A 22748-nucleotide genomic window follows, 5' to 3' on the forward strand; every position below is an offset into this window, starting at 1 on the left:
CTTCCAATACAAATAAAAAGACCCCTCGAAAATGAGGGGCCTAACTGACTTAAGATTTGTTTACTGTACGCTTTTGAATACTTCTACAGCTTCATCTTTTTTTGTTTCGAGAGCAAAGCGGCCATTAGTCGGCCAGTCCGAGAACCCGGAATTTTTCAACGAATCACTCAGTTTACCAGCAGATTCGTATTCATATATTTTAACAGGGGACCCGTCCATATAAAAAATAACTCCGTCTTTAGCCTTAACAGCCTCAAACATTGGTTTTTCATTTGGATCAACTTCTACTCCCGCCTCCGTGTAAGCAGAAATGAAATCCTGTAGCGTTCTTTCATCCTTTTTACTGTCCCCACCGTTTGAACATGCTGAGACAATTACCATCGATAGCAAAATCAGACTCATAAAAATTTTCTTCAACACACTTCCTCCTCGTTTCTACTATTTTCTACATGTTGCCACATAATACCACATAATACGAGGAATCGCCTATTTCCGTTTCATTTTTGCCGTTTCTTTCTTCTCAGCCGCTATTCTCTCATCGATAGCGGCCATTACAAATGCTTTTTCCTCTCGTGAGAGTGCCATAAACTCCCCCGGCCACTTGTGAAACTTATGGAGGGCATAGTACGCATAGTTTGCGTCTGCGTCGCCCTCCTGTATTAGTTTTTTGCTTCGTCAACCAGCGCGCTCATATCGACATCGAATCCGCTAAGCTCTTGGATCTTACTTGCTAGTGTTGTGACCTCACCAGCCAGCAGCGTGCTCTCAACATATTCCTCAGGAGTGTGCAGCCCAAGCTTTTGAATGCTTTCAGCATGTTTGAAATCCGGCACGACAGTATGGTTGATGATCATGCGCAGGTTGAATCTATGAGAGTCAAATTCAACCTTGCGATTCTTCTTTACTTCTGTGCATGATTTACGAAGGTCATTAAAATCTGGATTTGACATGGCCTTAATTTTAAACTTCAGCAGATTTCCATCTTTGTCTTTAAAACGCGTAGAAACCGCGACATCCTCCGTCAGATCGGTCACCAGGTTGCTATTCAGAAAGTCTTGTAAACTCATAGTTAATCCCTCCAAGTTATAAGTTGTGAAAAATAAGGCGCCTGATTAGGCGCCAGTAATAGTATTAAATTTCTCCCCAATTTCATAATCGGAGAACGTAAACAGCAGCTCCTCTTCAAGCATGTCGTCACTGCTTGCATCGAAGCGCGCCGCGATTACACTGTCGAGATTGCACTCCTTCAAATATGTGATCTGCTTGCCCGCCGTACTGCCCGGCTGTTCGTTGACAATCATCAGCTCAAACCAAAAATCCACACCCGTCCTGATGTAGTCGCGCATAAGCTGCCGAAAGATAGAAGAAACATAGTAAATTGTCAGTGAACCAGATCCGGACCAGCCAGCGGCCCGTTGCGGTGTGTTCGTCTTGCCCAGCACGGGCACATCCACTTTATTTTTCTCAATGGTAGCCTCAAGAGACTTAGCGTAGAACAGTTCCTCCTTACGACCACCAATTGTCACGTAGGCTTTCGCCGATTTACCGCTGATTGCATCTGTTTCACGAAAGTAGGACATCTCTTACTTCACCTCCACGCAAATATAGATTTTTTCGATAGCATCCACCGGCTTAATATTGAGGTTAATCACGACGCTATCTGATTCCGCACCCTCTGCTACGGCGATATCCGTTTGAGCATCAATACCTTCGATTGCTCCGAGTCCTTCCAATGCAAGGAGATAATTTGCAACTTCCGAAACAAGCAGCGCACGGCCATCTGAAGTATTGCCGATTTTGCCAATGTAGAAGGTTTCAAAGATTCGCCGAACATCATTCGCAAGACTATCCAAGACACGGATAACACGATTTTTGCTGAAGCTCCTACCACGCTCTTGGGTAAAGCTCGTATAGGTGTTGATGTCCTGCTCGACAATGGCGCGACCCTGATTAGCTGTGAACACGAATTCGCCCGCCTGAAGTGCCTCTACGATTTGCGTATTCGTATAGCGAGGAGACGCATCCACCGCGCCATCATAAGCGCTATAAGTCAACGACTGGTTAACCGGTGCGGCTGCTGTTGCCGCTGCGACCCATGCTGTTGCCTGAGCAGCTGTCAGCGTAGTGCCGTCCGACAGAACAACACCGTTCTTAACACTGATTACACCCTCGTAATCAGCTGAAGGGTAATTCTCCACCACCAGTTGCAGCTTCTTGCCTTCCGTCTCTCGCAGCCTGCGGACAAAAGCTGTATACACGCCTTTTAACGCCACGTCTGTGCCGGTATAAGCAATCGTATTCAAATCATGCAATTCAATAGCCGACATATAATCCAAGTGGTCTTGATTGGAAACGGTGCCGTCCGTACCACCTTCAAGAGCTGCGCCGGCCGTTGCTGTCAGGCTGCCCGTGCCGCTGAAGTCCACGTAGCTATTGTTTTTCAACCCTGCTGCATCGGCAGCGGTCTGCTTATCGACCTCTGAGCTGCGCAGAAGCGTATACACATCAAACAGGTTCTCGTCATCGACGTTCGCCTGAATGACAATGCTCAGATCATTGCCCAATGTACCCCCAAGCTTCGCTGTAGCGGTCAGGCTTCCAATTGTAGCGCTGGACTTTGTACCCGAGTTCAATCGATACAGCAGAACAGTTTGCGCCTGCTTCAGTGCTTCCCGTAGGATCAGGAGAGCTGAGTCCGTCAGATCTAGCCCAAGGCGATCACGAATGTCATCGCCTGCCTCGATGGCCATGACTTCTTTCGGCGCACCCCAAGGCAGTGTTAAGGCCATCGACGTAATGCCACGTTCTCCTAATGGACCCAACGGCTTCGGACTGCCTTTGAAGTTGATATATACTCCTGGTCTTACTTTGTTTTGAGTTGCCCATGTACCTCCAGCCAAACTAATCCGCCTCCTTCGTTAGAAATAATCTGATGGCTGCATTGGCCTCTGCGATCGTGTAAGTCTTTCCAGACTCCAGCACCACGGCCAACACGTCCTTTTCTCTACCCGTCCTCTGTCGGGATTGCAGAAATTGATCCCGCGTGAAGCGAGGGACAACCGAAACCGAGTGCTGCTCTTCCTCTTGTTCTTTACGTTTCAATGACCTTCCCCTCCTGTTCAAAAGACTGCATCTTCGTAGCAGCCGGTTCTTGCTCCCAAACCAGCAAGGTATAGCTTACAAAAAAATGCAGGACCTCATCAATGATCTGAAATCGCATGCCCTTCCCTGGACACTTGCCACCACCGATAGATATCCATTTCAGCGCCGCCGTCATTTGCTCTGCCATATTGTACATGTCGTCGTTGGCTCGCTCCGGACTAAAATAGCGCACAACAAATGGATGATCACGGCGGTAACGCCGTCCTAGTTCTTGCGTGTGCGCCGGTTCCAATAAACGCACAAAAAAATGAGGAGGACCAGGCATCTGCTTGATCTCCTCACCCGATATTGCAACGTCCGGGAATGCGTCGTCCAAAGCGCGGTTGACTGCATAGCGCACATCATTAATCGTCACTTCCACGGCATCATCTCCCCAGGTACTTCTCGATAAAGCGACTCATCTTTTTCTCCAATATTGCAGGCAACTCCCGTTCCAACTCCTCGATTGAAATGGTCATCATAAAGCGGCCCTCCACCCATCCCTTATGATTCGGAGTCCTATGGCCATACTCGACATACGGGGAATAGTAGACCGGGTTAAACACTTCGATCTCGGCGCCTGCCGAGGTCACAACCACTTCGCCGATCGTCCATCCCCGGCGCAGCTCGCCCATATCAACCGGAGTCCGCGGAACCGTCTTGGCGAGCAACCTGTTAGCAAGCTCTCGTATGCAATCAACAATAAACGCTGCTACGTCCTTTTTCATTTCATTCAGGCCGTCGCGCAGCTTGTACAGTTCCGCAAACCCGCCCTTACCCGGAGCCACGGCGTGCCCACCTCCACACATACCATCTGTCCAGAATGCGTTCGTACCACTTCGAAGATCGGCCCTCCGGCTCGATGTAGCCCTCCATATCAACTCCAATGATATGTGAATGATGTAGGGCATGCAGAGTAGATTCGGAAGGGACCTGCCAAGTCCACACTTTGGCGCGCCCGGGTTTACGATACCATTCTAAAAATGATTGCGCACCTTCAGACTCCTCCACGGATAGCTCTTGAACAAATATACTGCCATCCGCCAAATGGATGCTCAAAGTAATGGCGTTACTGATAGGACGCGGAATGTCCTTAATGTCTAGCATCACGCCCACCCCTTAGCCGTCAGATTGACTTCTTGATGGCTGCTATACGGCGGGAACGGCTCGCCGGCAGTGTACGTCTCCACTCTGCCAGTAGCCGCCCGCGTGACATCAATGACGTCGCCCTGCTTGATCTCCAAATCGGGAGAGATAAACAATTTGGCATCGTACTGCAGGTCATTTTGCGCCTCGGTTTGGCCGTTACGCGCCAAGCCGCTCTGAGAGAGCTTGCAAGGCTTGTTTTCATACAGCGGTATCGGCTGCTGCTTAGTCTCTCGCGTATTTGGGTCCTTAATAGATTCATAGCGGCTTATCGTCACCCGGTCCTCATACATCTTCTCGATCTGGCGGCGATGCCGGCGGTAATTGATCACGGCCCCCACCCCAATCGTCGATAACGATTGAGATCCGCCTTGTAATTAAACACTACCTGATCGATTCCGGTCTTAGCTGTATTGGTAAGCCCGCCGCCTCCGCTGCCGGATACTGAGGTATCGCCCACCTTCACATTTGCGGACTGGCCGCCGACGGTATCATCGATCTCGTCCACATGCGGCAAGTCCACACGGACAGCATCAACAACCATGGACGCCCAAACATACAGCAACCCGTCGGGCAACCGCCGGATATTGCAGTAATGCTTGATTCGGTGCTCAATCTCGGCAATGTACGTATCGATAAGGGGTTTACGAGAGTCATCTGTGAGATCAAGCCGTAGCTTCACGATCTCCCAGACGTCTTTTGCCGCGATCATTCGCCCAGCCTTCGAACCGCCTTAGCCGCTAAGAGTGTATCAAACACTTGCTTCGGCAGATCTTCCCTTTGCCCAGCTCGGTAATAATCAGTGTCATGCTTCACATTCGTCAAAAATTCAACTCTGACCGTTTGCGGCGGATCCTGCGAATGGTCGTTGTGTTCAGGAGAATTTTCAGGGGCAACTCCTTCTTTCGTTTGGTCAAGCCCAGCTTGTGAATCCTCCAGCAAGTCCTGTTGTAGATCGGTTGACTCGTTCTTTTTTCTCGTCATCTTCATTCTCCTTTCATTGTAAATGAGAGGGGCATAAGCCCCCCTAAGCTACTTTCGCAATAAAGACAGTATCCATTGTCTCAAAGGATGGAAGGACAATCTCAGACACAATCGTCTCGACGTTGACCGGATGTGGCTCTTTGATCGTAGTGACGGCCACGCCCGTGTTTACGATAGACACTTCAGCTACCGTCGCCCCGGCCATCAGGTCAGCTTCTTCCGGCGTCGTGCCGTACCACGTGCTGCCCAGGTTACCGTCCGGAATGAGCGTAAAGAAATCATCAGGGAAGAACTGATGTGTGCTGCCATCTTGCAAGCCATAGATTTTGTTGTATACGGAAACCCGGATCTTCAATTTGTTGAAGAGGTATGCGTGAAGCAGTTCATCCGTCATGATAACGTTCTGGCCGCCGATCGGGTTCATATCAAGCCGAATTGACGGGTGCTGCATCAAATAGCCCCATGTTTTTTCCGTACAGATCGCACGCGTCAGCGAGGCTCCGGTGTCTCCATTGATGATTTTCTTCCATCGCTGAATGTCCTGAATCGGCGTACTACTCGAATCACTCCAGCGTGCAGAACCTGTCAGCGTTTCTTTGTGGCTGCCCGCAAAACCGTAATTGTAATCGTAATCCTGGCGCGTTTCGTTTGACGTTATTCGAATATGTCCGCTAGACAGAAGCTGCATGATCATCCGCTCGGGGACGACTTGCGCGCCTTCTACGAGCTGCGCACGATCGTCAAAAATCTGCGTGATCAGCGGCATGACGTACTGGTCGTTGCTGTTGTCCTGCAACCGCAGCAACTCCTGACGATCTTTTTCACCCAGTCGCATAGACTCTCGGAAGAACGGCATTTCCGTCTCAATTTTCGCAAAGCCGATACGATCGCGCAGCGTAGCTTTAGCATCAAACGCGGATGGCTGCAGCGAGACAGGCACGCCGCGCGCCCCTTTGATCCAACTTAGGTCGAGGCCCAGTTTCTTACGAGGCGGGAACAGCGCCGCTCCCAGGTATGGGATGTTGTTACTGGGGTTATTGGCGATGTAAGCGGCGAGTGCCGGCGCTGTCACATAGTCAAAAATAGTAGGCATATATGAAAAATCTCCTCTCCGCCATTAGGCGATAAATGTAATTTGATTCAGTGCCGTTACAGCGGCAGCGTCCGGAACGTCTGGGATCTTTGCCAGATCGATAAAGCCGTGAATGATCAGCGCCCCCGGTGCTGGTCCGTGTGTCACATCGACATCGTAAAAGAGTACTCCCTCAGCGGTGGCGTCATTAGACTTTACCGCCAACTTCGAAGGGTCGGTAATCACGCCACCGCCCAGGATCGTGCCGGCAGGAACAATCTTTTTTCCATCTGCATTTGCAGTTACTCCCGCATTGTCGACGGTGATTGGCATATTAACGTAATGGTCCGGGAATTTGAGAATTTCCTTGCGATTCCCATAAGTCGTTGTTACGAATTTACTCACCTGCATCAACCTCCAAAATAAGATTTTTGTGCATCAGATGTAGCGGAATTGGCTCTAGCATAATCGGCTACATGTTTTCCGAAGTCACTGGCTTTATCCTTGGAGCCGCCGCCAGAACCTCCCGCGCCTTCATGCGGTTTAAAACCTTTGAACTGAAAGGAGTTTCCGGCTGTGCCCGCGTCTTCCGATACAAACAAAAAAGCCTTGCTTGTTTGCAGGGCTTTGAGTTGGTCATCCAGTCCAGCTTTCACGCCGCCGTTGTCGTCCAATTCAATTTTCGTTTTGTCGAGCAACCCGGCTACAATATCCGGATCATGCACCTTGCCGGCAAGTGCAAGTTTAACAGCAGTACTTAGCCTAAGCTCTTTAGCGTCAGCCTCATACTTTTCCTTTGCGGACTTGTTGTCACCTTGGAGTTTCTCGATTTGCTGTTTTAGCTCCTCGTTGTCTCCTGCAGATTTTTTCAGTCCCTCAAGCTGCCCTGACACAGCATCTCGGTCCTTCTCAGCTTGCTTTTTGGCGTCGTTGACTTCGTCGAAGCGAGCCTTCGGAATATAGCCTTTCAGCTCCTCCGCAGACGCTGCAGCAGCTTTCTCAGCCTGCTCCTCAGTAAGCCCCAATGCGATAAATTGTTCTTTGGTCATTACTCTATCCCTCCATATCATCTTCGCTTGTTATCCCGGTCGCGTCCGGTGATGCCCCGTTATTTTTCGTCGCGGGAAACGACGAAGGCCCCGGTAGTCTCAGCCGCGGCCCATTAATCTACTGGTGTGTATTCCGCCTCGATTGATTCGCGGTCACAAACTCGCAGCTGCCCGCTCGGCTCCTTAACAATGAGTTGGCCAACCTTGGCAACCAATACACTATACGCCCCTCTTATAACGCGCAATTGCACCACTTCGCCGGGATACTCGATAGCAATCGGATAACCAGTGAAGTCAATGATCGCTTGAGGGTTACCTGGTGTATTGTCAAACTCAATAACATCAATGTACACTTCTTTTTTGTAACGCTGCGGCATGATCCACCCTCCTGCCACGAAAAAAGCACCCTCGCCTTAAGCGTGAGTGCTTCATTCGTGTCCTGATTTTATTCCGATTTTTTTCAAATGATCACGAAGGCGCTGCTGATGCTCGGACTGCTCTTCGTCCGATACATCGCGTTCGCCAATTACTTTAGGAGCGGATGTATCATTCCATCGATCGTCTGAAAAAACCTTTTTCATTTCATCATCTCCCGCAAGAGAATATGATGCACACCGTTTAATACCTCTATCGCTACTACTTCAAACGGAAAGTCTCTGCCATAAACCACTTCCAACTCGCCAGGATTAAGCTTGGTCAAATCTGCGCCGAGTGCAGCTGACAGAATATAAAATAGAATCTGTGCATCAGGATTATAAGCAGTTTTTGCTGTCATAGAGATGTTTTGCGGGTATTGCAACACAGCGCCGGGTTTGATATCTTTCAAAAACTCTATAAGAGATTCTTCGGCTGCAAAGTGAAGCGATCTCGACACGTCCCCGGTATACTTCGGAAGTTTTGATATTGCGCTATCCAGCCGCTCCACCAACTCCATTTCATTTGCAGCGAGTGGCTGACCAATTCGCAGTTTATCATTAACGGCATACGACTCTCCATCAATATAGCGGGTAACAGCCGCCTCTTCAACCTTTGTTAACGGTACAGACGCTTCTTGCGGTAGCTCGGACGTCTTCACTTTAGGGGGAGATGTTGGGGCTGGGGTTGCAGCCGTGACAGGCTCTAAAGCATCCTTCGGCGCATGCATAGCTACCCAATCCTTGTACGTCATGTTCCCGGGCACACTATAAGTCTTACCGTCCTTATCTCTCGCAGCTCGTTCCCCCACCTCCTTCTCATCATCATAATGAGGAATAGTCGTAGAACGGCAGTAGGCATGCACTGGTGGGTAGTTAACGCCAGCCTCTGCCTCCTCCAGTGGTATAATCGCGCCGTCCAAACCCTGACACTTATCAGACGTGCGATTATCTAACGTCGCAACAAACTTATAATGCGTGACCCCGGTCTCCCTGTAACCGTCAATACGTGATTGACCGCTAAAGTATGCAGCCTCTGTCAGTACAAGTCGCTCAGCAGCACTCTTGCTTACTCCCATCTTATCGGCAAAGTCTGCGATGACCCTGTCTGACGGCTCACCACGGATCAAATCCTGTGTCAGCACAGTTTGTAACTCATTTAGCAGCTTGTCCCTATCGCCCCAAATACGTTCCGAAAAATTGCGCCCATCAGGCGCCCATGGCTTTGCAAGTACCTTATCAATTTGACGAACATCCAACTTTGCAAATGGAACTCCTACTTCGGTTCCGCGTTGCACCTCGTATATTCCCTTGTAGTAACCATCCTTATAGATATTGCCTAGGACTTCCGAGGTACCCTTCACACGGCTGGCGGCTAGTAGTTCGACTTCTTGCTGAATCTTCGTTTCAAGCTCTTCCAGACGGGTGATATGAACCTTTGCACTGGCATTTTCGAGTTGCTTAATCCATCTTTGGTCAACAGCATTCTCACGACCAGCTTTGATGTAGTCTTCTAACGACCAGCGAAATTCCTGAAGCTCATTATCGCCTAATAGTTTACGCGCCTGCGCCATGCTGACATTGTTGTTTTCAGCTAATCGGCCGTACCATGACTGAGTCTCCTTCTGGATGCGCGCCATGGCTTTATCGTACTCGAGACGTTGTACCCGGATGTAGTCCTCGCCTCTTTTAAGCTCTGCCTCATTCAAATTTTCCATGCGGCGTGCCCAGTAATCAGCGGACCTCATTCTTCATCGCCTTCGTCGTCATCCTCGTCCCCGTCATTTGGCTGGTTAGGAGGTAGGCCACCATACGCGCCTTCCATTCGCTTCAAGGCTTCTTTCTTCTGCTTCTCGATCCTCTTTAGCTCTTCCAGAACATCCGTAACCCATGGATGCTGCGTGATAAGAGTCTCGTCTGAAAGTATGCCTATGCTGTCCTTGATTGCTGTGATGATGGCTGATTCATCCGTAGGCATGTCCTTATTAAAGACGAAGGAGACTTTCTCCTCGCTGTAATCCGAATGAGTCGTATTGTGCAGATGCGTATCAATAAACCAAAGGAGCTGCTCCAGCGATGCCTGAAACTCCGTCTCCATGAGACTGGCATCCAGATCGAGATCCGAATATAAGAACTTAAGCGCAATGCCTGACGGCGCACTGCCGATGTCCACACCCTGTGTATCGACGCCGCGGCCAAATTCATAAATATCCTTTCGCGCTTGTTCCATGTGTGTCTTGTAGGCCTCGGTATTGAGGTCCAGTTTAATAGCCTTTATCCCACCGCCTTGAGACACAAACGCCGTTCGGTATGTTGAGAGATTCTTTCTGAACTCTCCCGGATCGGTCCCATCATAATTTGTAACCTCATAAATGCTGTCCGGGAGATCCTCCAGATTGTTCGAGTTATCAGATTTATTACGATCGTAGTCATCTGCCAACGATTTGATAATCTCGACAAGCGGTTGCTCCTCTTCGTTATACTTCCAAGCGATGAAGGGGATGCGCTCCCAATTCGTCCCCTGTTCCTGATCCCCATTTACTAACGTGAAGTGTGAATCAAGTGCTCCAGCATCAACGTCAGGCGCAAGTCCAGTACCTTCGACAACATATCGCCGCACACCTTGCCTATCCCACCACTCGATTTTACGGACCGTCTTACGCTGCAATCCTTCATACACTAAGACTTCATAGTCACGGATGACTGCATCCAGAATTGTGTGCGCTTCGTCAGCCCATAAAGGGATGATTTCCTCACTACGCATTTTCCTAAAACTCAGGTTTCCTGCTTCGTCGTAATACACGAACCACCAAGCAATCCCCTTGTTTACAGCCTCCTTGCCAGTGCTCTGAAGCCGGCGCAGCATAGCCTTATCGAATATCTCTCCCAGCGCATCGGCATAGGTCTGATTATCCGTCTGTATACTTAACGGTTTGCCTAGTAAATAGCCCACCTTTTGGTCGACGAGCTTCCGCACAAAGGCGTTGGCCAATTTATTGTTGGCCAGATTACCAACGACCACCTTAGCACCATCAGCTCCGATCGCCGTCCGTTTACGCTCTAGGATGTCCGGTTTGTTTAGATAGTACCGCTCGCCGATACCCATCCAATTTCTCTTTTCAGAGTTACGCCAATCCCCGACTTCCAATTGAATTATCTGCTCCAGCGTGGCGGCAGTCCTTGCACCGCGGATTATGATGTCTTCGATTTCTTTTTGCTGCTCATCACCAAATGGCCATGACATTGATAAACCCTCCTTTCATCTCTGATTCGGGAAGAATACACCTCCGCGTTCCGGTTGCGCGAACGCCAAAACGACTGCATCCGCCCTGTCCGGGGAATCCAGTCCGCGTTTTTTCATATCTTCCTTACGTTCAAGAGCAATTTTCCCCTTACTGGTCATGCGATACTTGCGCTGCGTGAGTTGCGTCACCAGACGCTCATCGTTCGGTAACTCTAGCGAAACTGGTTGACCCTGAATATGTTTAGAGAAGGACTCCTGCAGAAGATCGCGCAAATCTGCCCATGTTTCCGTGCCTCGATTCTCGTAATGCTCCTCTTCCTTATGGGTCGGCTTACTCCCGTTATTAATCGGTGTCACACGCCAGCCCTTCAAGCCTTCCTCCCGGATGACTTCATTCAGCCGGTCTGTAACCCCGCCACCAACACCGCTGTCGTCGACCTTGATTTCTACATTGCGGAGCTGAGAATACTTTCGGATCATGTCCCGTGCCAGAGCGATCACCCAGCCGGCCGTCACCATGGTATCCTGTTTGTTATGGCATTTGAGCTTGAACACCTTCATGCCGATACGTGGCGCAATGACGGTCTCGTCATCACCAAAGCGAGCAACGTCGACGCCCAGGTGTAGAACGTCTCCAGTGGGATCAATATTCGCGCCCGCGGCCATCTCGGCTAGTTCAAGTGCAATGAAGGCATCCGCCTCAGCCTTCGGAAACTCACCATACACCCGGACCCGAACGACATCACTCTCTGCGCCGTACTTATCAATAAGCATTTGGATGTTTTCTTTGCTTGTCCGATTACTAGTCCGGCTATCTACCTTATGTGTTCGGAAGCGACCTCTATCGCGATTATGGGAATCATAAAAAACCCCACTCGTCCGAGTCGGGTTCCCGCACATCAACAACTTATTCTCATCGCCAGTCAACGTACCCATAATGGCTTCCATGATTGGATCCGCCACACCGGAAGCTTCATCGACAATAAATAACATATAGTCTTCGTGAAAGCCTTGCATGTTCTCTGGCTTAGTCGCCGTTCTAGCCGTAGCGAACCATCGTTTCTCATGGCCAATCATATAAACCTTGGTCTTCGTCCATTTGAGCAGGTTTTTGACCATGGATGTTTCAAGCCATTTGGCCACTTCTGCCCATAGCACATCATTAAGCTGTTGTTTCGTCGGAGCAGTACAAACAACACGGCAATTGGGCCGGCAACACAAGTACCAAATAATAAGGGAAGCCTCAAGCCCTGTTTTTCCAACACCCTGACCTGATCGCACGCTCGTTAGACGATACAGCGCCACATCCATCATGACCGCTCGCTGCCATTCATCCGGCTCGAAGCCAAGCATATCCTCACCGAAAGCAACAGGGTCATCCCAATAAAGTTCGAGCAATTGCGCGATATCTGAGACGACATTGTATGGCTTACTCATTAGCCGTCACCTCAGCCCGTTTCGCCTTACGCCGCTCTGCGATTTCCTTCAGTGCCTCCGTCCAGCTTTGCGTTGCACCTGCACCGCCTTGCAGCTGCTGCAACTCGATTTGAAGGATTGCTGTACGCACTTCCTTTTCTTCATCTGTTGCAGTAAGCCTGTTCTTCAGCTCAATAGCCTTTAACTTTTTATCTTGAACACGAGTGAGGGCTTCTTCAAGTTTTAGAATGTCATCCAGCTTGCGGTAGGTATTAATTTCTACTTTTGACTTAACCAATTCATCGCGTGATACAGGAATCTTCCTTGTATGCCCAGATTTCTCATCATGCACAATAGCGACATCCTTCGTCGTTTTAAGCTCATAAAGAACGTTGCGTTCCTTCTCCGTGAGGCCTTCCGTCAGCTTTTTAATCCGCTGAAGCATACGTCGTTCGCGGATGGTCAAAAGCGTGATGGACTCATCAGCCTGACGGATCGGATCGGTGTCGATCTCGCCCAGCAGCTCCTGCTCCTCCTCGTCAAGCGTATCCCACCATATGGATTCATGCTCACCAGTACGGACGGCCTTCTTATTCCCTGCCGGGCCACCAGATCCGCCGCGATTACCCTTAGCGTTCTGATTACCCTTCGGCGCTCCACCTTTGTTGCCGACAGCGTTCTTGTTACCTTTCGGCGCGCCCTTCTTTTTTTGTTGTACAACATTCGATTCATCTTGTTGTACAACATTCCACTTATCGCGCTGCTTCCATACAGCGACCTTCTTTTCATCGATGCCAAGTAGCTCCGCAATTCGGCGATTCGTGATATCCCCACCATGTTCTTGCCAGAACTCCTTGGCCCTATCTCTGTTTGGGTCGCGTGCTTTCCCCACTACATATCACCACCCCCACTTGTTGTTACCTACCATCGATTATTTGCCGATAACTCATTTAAAAGAAAGGAGTATCGATATGATCTATTACTATTTGCTGCTCGCAGTATCAGCCATTGCTTTGTTTACTGAACTAAGAGATTTCAGAAAACTCAAGAAGAAAATCTATAGAAATATGACGAGAAATGAGAAAAACGATAGAGATATCCGTCAGGATGACATCATGACTATTTATTATAATTACAAATCATTAGATCCGGATGTCCTACAACAAGCTAAGCTTTGTTTAAGAGCTATTGAACCTGACACTGTGTTAAAAAACGCCATAACCACAATTTTCACTGTATTACCGATTGTTCTGGCGATGATGGCCATAATAACAGCATCGTCAGCAGGACTGCTAGATCCCGACTCTCAGTTAAAGCAATTGAGCAAAGAAATAGAGAATATGGAAATGCTATCAGCAGTAGTAATTGCGGTTTCATTCATCTACTCTATCCATCTCGCAGTAGATCAAAGGCGACGCAAGCTTCTGCAACTCCACCTCACTGCTGTAGCAGAGGTGGAACGAAAAGAGTCAAAATAAGCCTGCTTTATGCAGCTCAATACCCATCTCAATCAGCTTAATCAACAGTATTGGTGTCGATTCACTTATCTTGAATATCTCGCACTCAAATCCTCGATATGTTCTAGCAACTTGCCACCGCTGCCGATAACTAAAGTATGATTCCGAGTTTTTACAAAAAGGAGAGTTGATTTTGTATTTTACAATAATAATTTCATTTTTGGCTTGCTTCATAATTATTATTTTTGAATGGTTAACACATTTAAAGATCAAATCAAATATATTTAAATGCTTCAGACGGGGCATTTCAAAAAGAATGCAAAAGAAATTATTAAGCGATATGGAACTATTATTTACAGAATTAAGCCAACTACCACCAGATGTATTCAGGAAACTAAAATTGAATGTGAAGTATAATAACGAAGATTCCTTCACATCCAAGATGATTAACAGCATGTTAAGCTTCATAGCAATTATACTTGCAGGGATAGCATTGTTTAATTCATGGATGGAGCCTTCAGTCTTAAAAAGTTCAGACTTGTACATAGAATCTATTGTGGAAACATTAATAATAATTTCAATGATGTTCATCGCTTTTATCTTTCATTTGAAATTTGAAGAAAGCAGCAAATTATTCAGAAATAAGTTTGTTGTTGTAATTGATGAAGTCGAAAGAGAGCAGCCTGTTACGGTTCATCTTTCTGAAGCTCAATATCATGTTCTATTAGCTTCCTCAGGTCGTCGACTGTATTGAACTCGATCAGGTTTTTCTGAAAATCGCGTTCCCAGTTCCTTGCATCTTGCCGCCGTTGTCCATCTCCCCCTCAAAAAATGCAAGTAAATAATAGCCCGCTTGTAGGCGGGCTTAAGATTACTTTTTCCATTTGCTTGCTCTTCTTTGTAATTCCTCAACAAAAGTGATATCTGCGGGCAAAAATGAATATTGACTTAACTCTGAAATATCAACCCACTTTAATTCATCGTGAATATTAGATTGAATATCTCCTTTTAGAATCTTGGCATAGAAAGCCATGATTCTGTAGATAGCTTTACTGTTTTGAAAAATACTCTCGCCGAAATACTTTTGTACTCGAATTGTTGCGCCAAGTTCCTCCTTAATCTCCCTTCGCAGGCACTGTTCTAAACTCTCCTGCCCTTCAACTTTACCACCCGGGAACTCCCACAAGCCCGGCGTTATTCCGTCACTAGCTCGCTTTGCAATTAGCACTTTACCTTCATCCATGATGATCGCTGCGGTAACAGTGACAACATCAGCAGCATGGTGTGCAGCCCGGTGACAATTTGGACATAACGCTTTTGCATTCTCAACCGTATCCTCTCCACCTTCCGATAATGGCTCTACATGGTGGACTTCAAGGAATGGCGTTAAGTCCTTTCTCAAGAATGGAGCTGGCTTCTTACATTCCTCGCAAATACCTCTTGCTCTTTCTAATACTTCAACGATCACATCGCCGTTTCTCACGAACTGGGTCGAAGTTACCGTCACAGTACCAGGAGCTTTTGGAGCCGTTTGAAGTCTTTCACGACGCTCAGCCCTATTCCGCGTTTTTGAAATAGTTACTTGCTTACTTACTTCTTGTTCATACTCACGGTGGGTAACTGCTTTTTTGGTATCAAATGAATTCACTTTATTTAGGATAAACCACTTTGACCCATCAACAGGGTTACCCTCATCCCGTTCATATTTGTAGATGCCTTTCAATAAGCATTTTTCAGCTTGTTTCTCAAACACGTAAATCGGTACATCATATTTTGGCGAATTGATGATCGCTGCATTGTATTTGTAGTCCGATTTGAAAACATTATTCAAACTGTACATATAGTATTTTAGAACATCATACTTTTGGATCCACTCATTTGGATATTTCCCGTCTGAGAAAGTAGCCTTGATGAAAATTGCTAGATAATTAGGCTCATCACCGATCAGATAAATGCCTGATTGTGTATCATAGGTTTGAGAAAAGATTGAAATGTCCCATGAAGAATAATCTTTCCCAATAATAAAGTCGTCAAGAACAGTCACATCATCAAGGCCGTGAGCAAATACCTTAACGAATTCTGGATAGAGATCCTCATATGTCTTTAACCCTAGTGATTTAAAACGATCGTACAGCTTTCTTTTAGGATCGCTTGGTGGTGGTACCGTTTCAAACCGCTGAAGGTATCTTGCCAGGTCACCAATTTTTTTCATTCGATGTACTACTATTTTTGATCGAGTAACCTTATTTTTAAATTCCTTTTCAAGCAAAGGATGTTCTAGTGCCGGAGACTCGACTTCATCAACAACAAACTGAATAGCATGATTAATATCCAACTCGCACACCCTCTCGAAACAGTTGATTACTCATTATTCGACAAGGCATGCCAACTCCCTTTTCTTTTCTACAATATTTCCCAGTATCATAGAAAATTCGTGTCTTTCTGTAGTTTGATAGGGAGCTCTTTCAGCTTGTGTAAATTATCAAAAGTATTGATGTCGATTACTACTACATATCACCACCTCCAAATAAAGAAAGACACCGCTAGGTGTCCTTTGAAACAGTTATATTTTGCTTATATGGTCCCGGTTCACTCAAAACTTCATCATTTTCAATAGATTTGCCCATTTTGACTTGAATACCAGATAGTTGTCCTGGCAGATTATATACATAATCCAAGATTACATGTGTAAATCTAATCATAGATTCAATTACTTCTTCAGAGAAATCTCTATCGTCTCCGTGAGCAGCTTCGTTTCCTAGCACCCTTAGAACTTTCGCCATATCATTGATTATGGGCGGAAGCACTCCTTTTTCAGATAAATCTTTCAATTTATGAAATAGATCCTTCCCTCTAGCCCCCTTATCTTTACACATCATTTCGAGTGTTCTTCTAACACCTATTGCACAAAGTGTTCCTTCAACATTTTTGATTCGCATTGCTGCTTCAAATGACTTCCTAACTTTTTGGGGGATCCCTGCATCCTCAAGAGATACATTTGGATAAAGAATTATTTCACTCGGTGTCAGTGTATAATCTACCGGGTCACGTTCCTCGGTGTTTTTCGATGTTTTCAATAATGTTACCTGATCACACACTGGACAAAGATATAAATCCCAATAAGTATAGAATGTAATTGGATAGTGATTTCCCATAGCTACAATAAACTCTTCGGCTTCCCTTTCATAATGTGCAATTTGTTTCATTTGTGTCTTATTGACACAATGATAACAAATAAGTACATGATAGACCTCTTGCTGGCTCAGTTTAATCACATCCCTTCATATGATTATTTTACTTAATATACAAGAAACTTGCAAAATCTATAATTGACCCTTTTGCAGTTCGATATCGAGCTCAATTAGTTTTCACAAATCATCAACTGAGTTGATCTCTCGATCTGGGTTTTGTTCTCGTATCGCAGCATATCATTACCTTCAAAAAAAAGAAAAGAATTCAACGTGTGCGTTCTTAGATTGTTACTTTATTATGAATATCCGCATGCCACTCGAAATATGGTTGAGTTCCTTCATTCCAGTGACCGCAGATTAATCCTTCGAGCTCGACTAATTTGTTCGTTAAATCAGGAGTAGCCATTTTCCTCATATTTCTACGTACTGCGCCATTTTGGATGAAAATATATCCTTTTTCGTACAGGTCATCACATCCGAACTTACACATAGGCATGACGATATGCTTATAATCCAATTTTTCTTCTTGCGTACATTTTGATCTATTCTTTATGTGGGCAGCTATCAATAGGTTTACGGGGTACATTTTGCCACATATTCCACAATGCCCATGTTTTCTATTTTTAAAAAGTTGCCTGCGCAAAAAGGGCTGTTCCTTCCTTCTCGTTCCAGAATGCGCAATATCCAAATCATCAGCAGCAGTTATACGGATAACCTCATTCTGGTACTCCTCTTCAGAAACATCCGGGAGATAGACCTCACTCTTTAAATCAAATGCTTCCAGTATTCTTTCGCTTCGCTCTGATGTCAATACAGAAAATCCTTGGATTATAAAGTTATCTGCATACCCTGCAATTTGATTAAACTGCAAATATGGAATTTGATGCTGTTGAATCTCATCAAGAAAGTATATGTATTCCCATGTTTCTCCCGCATTGTTAAATCCCCAAAGTTGTTCTGCTAATTCTCGGTTGTGCAGTTTAACTGTTACTACACCTGAACTAAAGATATGCCCATTAGCTGAGAACAATGTAACGTCACCTGAATCGATTCTATCCCATTTGTTCCTATTGACTTCATTTTTACCTGGAGTAACTCCCCAAGTAGGAATGAGTTCATCCGGATACATTTCACTTAAGAGCTCTAATAATTCTGACGAAACAAATTGTGCAATTACGGACAACGATACAGGCTTTTCAATCGTATTTTCATAATGTTCACGAGCATCTTTATTTCCTGACGGTTGTAATAATACTTTGCTCATGTAGCCTCCTATAGTTCTGTATACTTTTTATTGGACCCAAACGACTTATCAATTGGATACTTCGCATTATTTTTCCTTAGCTTTTCAATTAATGCTTTCTCCGGATCTATTCCAAGCTCATGACACATTAGAAGGACATAATACATGATATCTGCCAACTCATCTTGTAACTCTGCCTTCTTGTCTTTAACTACGTCAGCGCTGGTTTTCCACTGAAAAAGCTCGAGCAGCTCACTAGCTTCAAGATTTAATGAAATGGCTAGATCCTTTGGGTTATGATATTGGCTCCAATTTCTATCGTCACGAAAAGAAACTATTTTTTTGATTAGCTCATTCAATATATTCACCCCGTTGTTTCAACATTCGACAAAAGGTAGGTTTTTCCTCCAATTTTCGCAAATGAATCCCTGAACAGGAGGTTAGTGACCGCCCACCATGTTCCCTGTGCGCTCGTTCCACACGATCGGCTCGACGTAACCGAAGGTCTCGATGCTACATCGAAGCTTCTCATACTCCGGATCTCCTGGCTGCAGATCGTCGCGCGGGTTGTAGGTAGCTGGATTGAGCTTATCAAGCGAAATAGTTTGTATATTCATGATGTTTTCCCTCCAATAAAAACCAGCTAATACTTGTCAAGCATTTCATCTTGGTTGGAAATTCATTTGCTGGTATACTTCAATCTAGGCACAACAAATAAACCTTCATTGGAGAAGAAGGTTTATGGGTAAATATGGTTAGGTTTTGAAGGGTTCGCCTTTAATGAGGATGGCATAAACGTGATGGAGAAGCTTGTTGGCGCAAGCAATCACAACCACCTTATACGGCTTGCCCTCTTTCCTTTTCTTATCATAATATGCTTTGATCTTGACGTTCGCACTCCGCCTAAGACCACATTGTACAGCTAAATACAAAGCTCTCCTCAATCGTTTAGATCCTCTTTTCGTAATTCGGCTGCTCATTGCTGTAAACTTTCCCGAGCTAAATATGCCCGGGTCTAGCCCCGCGTAAGCCACCAGCTGTTTAGGGTCTTTAAACTGTTTTGCATCGCCTATCTCCGCTATGATGGTAGCTGCCAGCTTATCTCCAACGCCCGGTATGCTTTTCACTAGCTCTACTTCAGGTAGTTCACTCGCTAATTGCTGCATTCGCTCCTCTAGATCGTTTAACTGCTCCAAAAAAGCCAGTAACAAAACGATCATACCCTCCAAAACCTTCGTTTGCGAGTCACTCTTAGGATGCGTCATCCAATCCTCAAGCAAGTGCTCAAGTTGGTTCAATTTCTCACCTACCCATTGTTTTGAGCGTGCCCTGCCAGTCGCTCCACCAAACACCTTATCCATATTTTGCGTCTCACCTCGTAAACATCGCTGCAAGACTAGTAAGGAGGTAGCAGAAAATATATCCCGAAACAGTTGTGTGTACATCGGAAATACCTGATCAAGCAATGCCCGTGCGTTTAACTTAGCCTGTACAAACATTCCAGTGATAAACTCATGTTGCCTCGTTACATGTTGAAGTTCCCTGTACGCTTCTTCCCACGTTCGGTGAGGTTTTACATCTCCTCGGTAGTACATTTCCGCTAGATGCCAAGCATCGGCTGCATCGGTTTTTACCTTTCGAAGTTGCGTCCCTCTTGCTCGCTTCGACTGTAACGGATTAATGATAATATGTCTCCATCCACGTCGATTCAAGTGCAGGACAAGTCCACGATGATAATGCCCCGTTGCTTCCAGTATAATGACTGGCTCCATCTCCGTTTCCTTCCGCAACTCCGTTAGCAGACGATCTAGTTGCAAATAGCCCCATTCATCGTGCGGGATCATCTCCATTTTCCCGAACACTTCATTTCGTGCCAAAAAAGCCTGCACAACACTATTGCCTTTTGAAACGTCTAAGCCTACTACCGGTTCCATAACAACCTCCCTAGCCATAATTGCGCCGGCACTCCTACGATGGTTCCAAACCCATAGCTTCGCTTGTGATACGAGGTCACTGCCTCTACCAGCTCAAACATGGTCATTGGAGGTAGTAGGAGAACAGTTTTTATTTCGGGGTCAATGCCCCTAAAAGCCGCACGTTCTCCCGGCTACCGCCATCATAAGATACCTAAATAAATAGGCCAACCAGTATATTCTGGTTGACCTAATAATACGAAAAAGCCGCTAATCAGCGACTTCTAGTTAATAATTTATTGAGAAATGGTCCCTAGCAAGTTGGGCCCTGGTAAATAGGTATCATTCACCCTCATAACTACTCCATTTTGTACTAACGCATTAAGCTGTAATTGAAAATACGCCATGCTACTAGCAGAAGTTACTTTGAATATCTCATTAGATGACATACCTTTAGGTTTTCTTTTTAGAGCATCTTTAATTTCATCCCTTACCCTTACGATTCTATTACCCTGTTCTACTGCTAACAAATAATCATAAGAAAAATCTTGAGGTTCTGAATGGACTGTGGATGCAATCTTATCCATTTTCTTTTTCAATTCACCTAAGGCTTCGCTTTCTGGCATAGAATCAATATTCTTCGATTCCTCAATAGCCTTTGCTACTTCACTTAGTTTTTGCTTTGATTCATGTAAATCCATGAAGTATTGCTCGTTTGAAAAATCACTTGGTGCATATAATACCCTATGTCTGAAAATCAGCACCATAAAGAACGAAACTATGAGTAACACCGGAAGAAGCATAACAAACCAAACAAATACCCTTTGAATTTCTATGGGCAGCCCTATTAGAACAATTGTCCCAGCTGTCTCAGCAAGTCCGGCAAATATAGCGATCACAGTAAGTGGATTTTGAATACGCGTATTTGTTTTCATATGCGATGCCCCTCTCAACCCAATCATACATCATCTTCCAATATCGGACAATATATGCTAGAATTCGAAGGAGAGCTGTGAGGGATGCACCCCCGGCTCTTTTTATTGATTAAAAGAAAAAGCACCCGAAGGTGCTTTTTAATTTCTAATTGAATATTTTCCATTACTAACAATAACGCCACCTATTCGTAACAAATATTTCATAGCTGCTTTTAATTCGGTAGGAATAGCTGAAATCTCCGAAAGTTCCTGACTCACGAGTATTTCAGAAAAAGAACTCCCCTCTTTATCTTCGAGAAATGAACGGACTGCCTTTCTTATCTGACGTTGTCTCTCCGAATTAATTCGTAAATCGTTTAACTCTTTTGAATTAGTAGATTGCGAAGGCATACTGTTTGATATATTCTTTTTGAGCTTTTCTAACTCTTCTACTATTCTATCCTCGCCTTTTGACTCATACCGATGTTGCAGTTCAGATATACTTCTGCTAAGCTCTTCATGATTTTTTTGAAGTGAATTCATTGAATTTTCTAGTCTACTTTCTAATGTTGAAACCATTTCAAGACTTTTATTAGTCTTGTTTAAATTCTCTTCTAAAGCTTTTGCTGTCTCCTTTAAATCTGCAATTGTGTTTCGCTGTCCAGCTATATCAACAATCGTCATTACAATAGCTACAACAGCAAGAACAATTGATGAAGCAGTTGCTGCATTATTAAGACCAGTTCCAGCCCCTTCACCATGCCAAATTGTTACTGTAAGAATTGATATGACTACAATTCCAAAACAAACACTTATATAGATTAAGTGGAGCCGATTTATCTGTTTGTTTCCAGACATGTTGGCCAATAGTTTTCCTCCTTGAAATAAACAACTTTTGAGTTGTGTCGGTTTCGCCAAATGAAATTTCCATTTTCTCTTTCAATTGGTTTTGATCAATTAGTGACTGTTATTTTTGTCCTTCTAAGATATTCATCAAAACTATGGCCACTAAGTATATTTATTATAGAACCTACTTTGTATTGAAACTGAGTAATGGTCATATTCTCCAATTTAGGATATGGGATGTATGATCTAAATCCATCAACTGCAACGACATAAAAATCTTCTACAATTGTCTGATGGAAACAAAGAAAATATTTTTGTCTGTAGGCTTTTTTATCCGGAAAACGCTCTGCCCAATCTTCGTAAAATCTTCCTTGATCGGAAAAATCTATTTCCTCTCGCTTTATCGTAACCGATAAATTTTCTTTGTAAATATAGGTGCCATACTCATCATTTACAATCCAATCCCGAGGATCACTTTCTACAATTATGTTGATGAATTCAGAGTATTTCATAACAACATCTCCTCTTGTAATCGTTTTATCTTTTATTATTCCACAATGAAATTAACAAGTCCATGATAAGTGTCTTGTCGAAAAAAATACCCGCCCCCGAAGGAACGGAAAGAGGAGGAGGTGGTCAACCTCATTTAGCACAATACCAATATAGCACGTAAAATGTGCCACGTGTGTCCGACTTGGGCCAAACTCAGACCCTCAAAA

29 protein-coding genes and 1 pseudogene are annotated in these 22748 nt (G+C 45.2%); 2 read left to right on the forward strand and 28 right to left on the reverse strand.

The features are described from left to right. Positions 1-60: 60 nt before the first annotated feature. From D3P09_RS02260 to terS, 19 genes are all read right to left on the reverse strand, one after another. On the reverse strand, positions 61-417 hold the full coding sequence (locus D3P09_RS02260) for a hypothetical protein (protein ID WP_120106828.1): 357 nt from the start codon (positions 415-417) through the stop codon (positions 61-63). Positions 418-659: 242 nt separating this feature from the next. Then, a complete protein-coding gene (locus D3P09_RS02265) occupies positions 660-1067 on the reverse strand; it encodes a phage tail assembly chaperone (protein WP_120106830.1) in 408 nt (135 codons plus the stop codon). Positions 1068-1112: 45 nt separating this feature from the next. Next, on the reverse strand, positions 1113-1580 hold the full coding sequence (locus tag D3P09_RS02270; protein WP_120106831.1) for a phage tail tube protein: 468 nt from the start codon (positions 1578-1580) through the stop codon (positions 1113-1115). 3 nt (positions 1581-1583) lie between these two features. Next, a complete protein-coding gene (locus D3P09_RS02275) occupies positions 1584-2900 on the reverse strand; it encodes a phage tail sheath family protein (RefSeq protein WP_120106833.1) in 1317 nt (438 codons plus the stop codon). Position 2901: 1 nt separating this feature from the next. Then, positions 2902-3102 carry a hypothetical protein gene (locus D3P09_RS02280; protein WP_120106835.1) on the reverse strand — a complete coding sequence of 67 codons (201 nt, stop codon included), beginning with the start codon at positions 3100-3102 and terminating at the stop codon, positions 2902-2904. Next, positions 3092-3523 (reverse strand): phage tail terminator family protein, encoded by a 432-nt coding sequence (locus D3P09_RS02285; protein WP_120106837.1) that lies wholly within the window; start codon positions 3521-3523, stop codon positions 3092-3094. Before D3P09_RS02285 ends, D3P09_RS02280 begins: the two co-directional genes overlap by 11 nt. A 4-nt stretch (positions 3524-3527) precedes the next feature. Beyond that, positions 3528-3929, reverse strand: coding sequence for an HK97 gp10 family phage protein (locus tag D3P09_RS02290; RefSeq protein WP_207892434.1), 402 nt, complete (start codon positions 3927-3929; stop codon positions 3528-3530). A gap of 318 nt (positions 3930-4247) precedes the next feature. Beyond that, positions 4248-4619, reverse strand: a complete 372-nt coding sequence (locus tag D3P09_RS02300) for a DUF6093 family protein (RefSeq protein WP_120106843.1) — start codon at positions 4617-4619, stop codon at positions 4248-4250. After that, positions 4616-4999 carry a DNA-packaging protein gene (locus D3P09_RS02305; RefSeq protein ID WP_120106845.1) on the reverse strand — a complete coding sequence of 128 codons (384 nt, stop codon included), beginning with the start codon at positions 4997-4999 and terminating at the stop codon, positions 4616-4618. The genes D3P09_RS02300 and D3P09_RS02305 overlap by 4 nt, the downstream gene beginning before the upstream one ends. Next, the gene (locus tag D3P09_RS02310; protein ID WP_120106847.1) at positions 4996-5271 is read right to left on the reverse strand and encodes a hypothetical protein; all 276 of its coding nucleotides are present in this window, start codon (positions 5269-5271) and stop codon (positions 4996-4998) included. The genes D3P09_RS02305 and D3P09_RS02310 overlap by 4 nt, the downstream gene beginning before the upstream one ends. A gap of 43 nt (positions 5272-5314) precedes the next feature. Continuing rightward, positions 5315-6364 (reverse strand): major capsid protein, encoded by a 1050-nt coding sequence (locus tag D3P09_RS02315; protein WP_120106849.1) that lies wholly within the window; start codon positions 6362-6364, stop codon positions 5315-5317. A gap of 24 nt (positions 6365-6388) precedes the next feature. Further along, positions 6389-6748: a hypothetical protein gene (locus D3P09_RS02320; protein WP_120108452.1), complete on the reverse strand. Its 360-nt coding sequence runs from the start codon at positions 6746-6748 to the stop codon at positions 6389-6391. 5 nt (positions 6749-6753) lie between these two features. Further along, on the reverse strand, positions 6754-7392 hold the full coding sequence (locus tag D3P09_RS02325; protein WP_120106851.1) for a phage scaffolding protein: 639 nt from the start codon (positions 7390-7392) through the stop codon (positions 6754-6756). Between the two features lie 113 nt (positions 7393-7505). After that, positions 7506-7769, reverse strand: coding sequence for a hypothetical protein (locus tag D3P09_RS02330; protein ID WP_120106853.1), 264 nt, complete (start codon positions 7767-7769; stop codon positions 7506-7508). Positions 7770-7820: 51 nt separating this feature from the next. Next, positions 7821-7973, reverse strand: coding sequence for a hypothetical protein (locus D3P09_RS27485; protein ID WP_165867281.1), 153 nt, complete (start codon positions 7971-7973; stop codon positions 7821-7823). Further along, positions 7970-9523: a minor capsid protein gene (locus D3P09_RS02335; RefSeq protein ID WP_165867282.1), complete on the reverse strand. Its 1554-nt coding sequence runs from the start codon at positions 9521-9523 to the stop codon at positions 7970-7972. The genes D3P09_RS27485 and D3P09_RS02335 overlap by 4 nt, the downstream gene beginning before the upstream one ends. A gap of 26 nt (positions 9524-9549) precedes the next feature. Beyond that, complete coding sequence (locus D3P09_RS02340) at positions 9550-11049, reverse strand: phage portal protein (RefSeq protein ID WP_120106857.1); 1500 nt, start codon at positions 11047-11049, stop codon at positions 9550-9552. Positions 11050-11064: 15 nt separating this feature from the next. Continuing rightward, on the reverse strand, positions 11065-12486 hold the full coding sequence (locus D3P09_RS02345; protein ID WP_120106859.1) for a DEAD/DEAH box helicase family protein: 1422 nt from the start codon (positions 12484-12486) through the stop codon (positions 11065-11067). Then, positions 12479-13357, reverse strand: coding sequence for a phage terminase small subunit (gene terS, locus D3P09_RS02350; RefSeq protein ID WP_120106860.1), 879 nt, complete (start codon positions 13355-13357; stop codon positions 12479-12481). Before terS ends, D3P09_RS02345 begins: the two co-directional genes overlap by 8 nt. Positions 13358-13436: 79 nt before the next feature. On the opposite strand from terS, the gene D3P09_RS02355 reads away from it, so the two are divergent. Continuing rightward, positions 13437-13943: a hypothetical protein gene (locus tag D3P09_RS02355; RefSeq protein ID WP_120106862.1), complete on the forward strand. Its 507-nt coding sequence runs from the start codon at positions 13437-13439 to the stop codon at positions 13941-13943. A gap of 172 nt (positions 13944-14115) precedes the next feature. After that, positions 14116-14676: a hypothetical protein gene (locus D3P09_RS27335; RefSeq protein ID WP_133304961.1), complete on the forward strand. Its 561-nt coding sequence runs from the start codon at positions 14116-14118 to the stop codon at positions 14674-14676. Positions 14677-14793: 117 nt separating this feature from the next. Here D3P09_RS27335 and D3P09_RS02365 read toward each other — a convergent pair whose 3' ends face one another. The 9 genes and pseudogenes from D3P09_RS02365 to D3P09_RS02405 all read right to left on the reverse strand — a co-directional run bounded on the left by D3P09_RS02365 (position 14794) and on the right by D3P09_RS02405 (position 22541). Continuing rightward, positions 14794-16257: an NUDIX domain-containing protein gene (locus tag D3P09_RS02365; RefSeq protein WP_120106866.1), complete on the reverse strand. Its 1464-nt coding sequence runs from the start codon at positions 16255-16257 to the stop codon at positions 14794-14796. A gap of 208 nt (positions 16258-16465) precedes the next feature. Next, positions 16466-17128, reverse strand: a complete 663-nt coding sequence (locus D3P09_RS02370; RefSeq protein WP_133304962.1) for a DUF4145 domain-containing protein — start codon at positions 17126-17128, stop codon at positions 16466-16468. A gap of 265 nt (positions 17129-17393) precedes the next feature. Then, entirely contained in the window at positions 17394-18377 is a 984-nt protein-coding gene (locus D3P09_RS02375) for an HNH endonuclease (RefSeq protein ID WP_243643872.1), read from the reverse strand. A gap of 8 nt (positions 18378-18385) precedes the next feature. Beyond that, positions 18386-18715 (reverse strand): nucleotide pyrophosphohydrolase, encoded by a 330-nt coding sequence (locus tag D3P09_RS02380; RefSeq protein ID WP_120106870.1) that lies wholly within the window; start codon positions 18713-18715, stop codon positions 18386-18388. A gap of 84 nt (positions 18716-18799) precedes the next feature. Beyond that, positions 18800-18973 (reverse strand): annotated as a pseudogene (locus D3P09_RS02385) (ParB N-terminal domain-containing protein); the annotation flags it as partial. 138 nt (positions 18974-19111) lie between these two features. Next, positions 19112-20290, reverse strand: a complete 1179-nt coding sequence (locus D3P09_RS02390) for an IS110 family RNA-guided transposase (protein WP_120108456.1) — start codon at positions 20288-20290, stop codon at positions 19112-19114. 275 nt (positions 20291-20565) lie between these two features. After that, complete coding sequence (locus tag D3P09_RS02395) at positions 20566-21204, reverse strand: hypothetical protein (RefSeq protein WP_120106872.1); 639 nt, start codon at positions 21202-21204, stop codon at positions 20566-20568. 138 nt (positions 21205-21342) lie between these two features. Further along, the gene (locus D3P09_RS02400; RefSeq protein WP_120106874.1) at positions 21343-22050 is read right to left on the reverse strand and encodes a hypothetical protein; all 708 of its coding nucleotides are present in this window, start codon (positions 22048-22050) and stop codon (positions 21343-21345) included. An 86-nt stretch (positions 22051-22136) separates the two neighbouring features. After that, positions 22137-22541, reverse strand: a complete 405-nt coding sequence (locus D3P09_RS02405) for a hypothetical protein (RefSeq protein ID WP_120106876.1) — start codon at positions 22539-22541, stop codon at positions 22137-22139. Between the last annotated feature and the right edge of the window lie 207 nt (positions 22542-22748).

This window comes from Paenibacillus pinisoli, assembly GCF_003605435.1.
In the GTDB taxonomy this organism is placed as follows: domain Bacteria; phylum Bacillota; class Bacilli; order Paenibacillales; family Paenibacillaceae; genus Pristimantibacillus; species Pristimantibacillus pinisoli.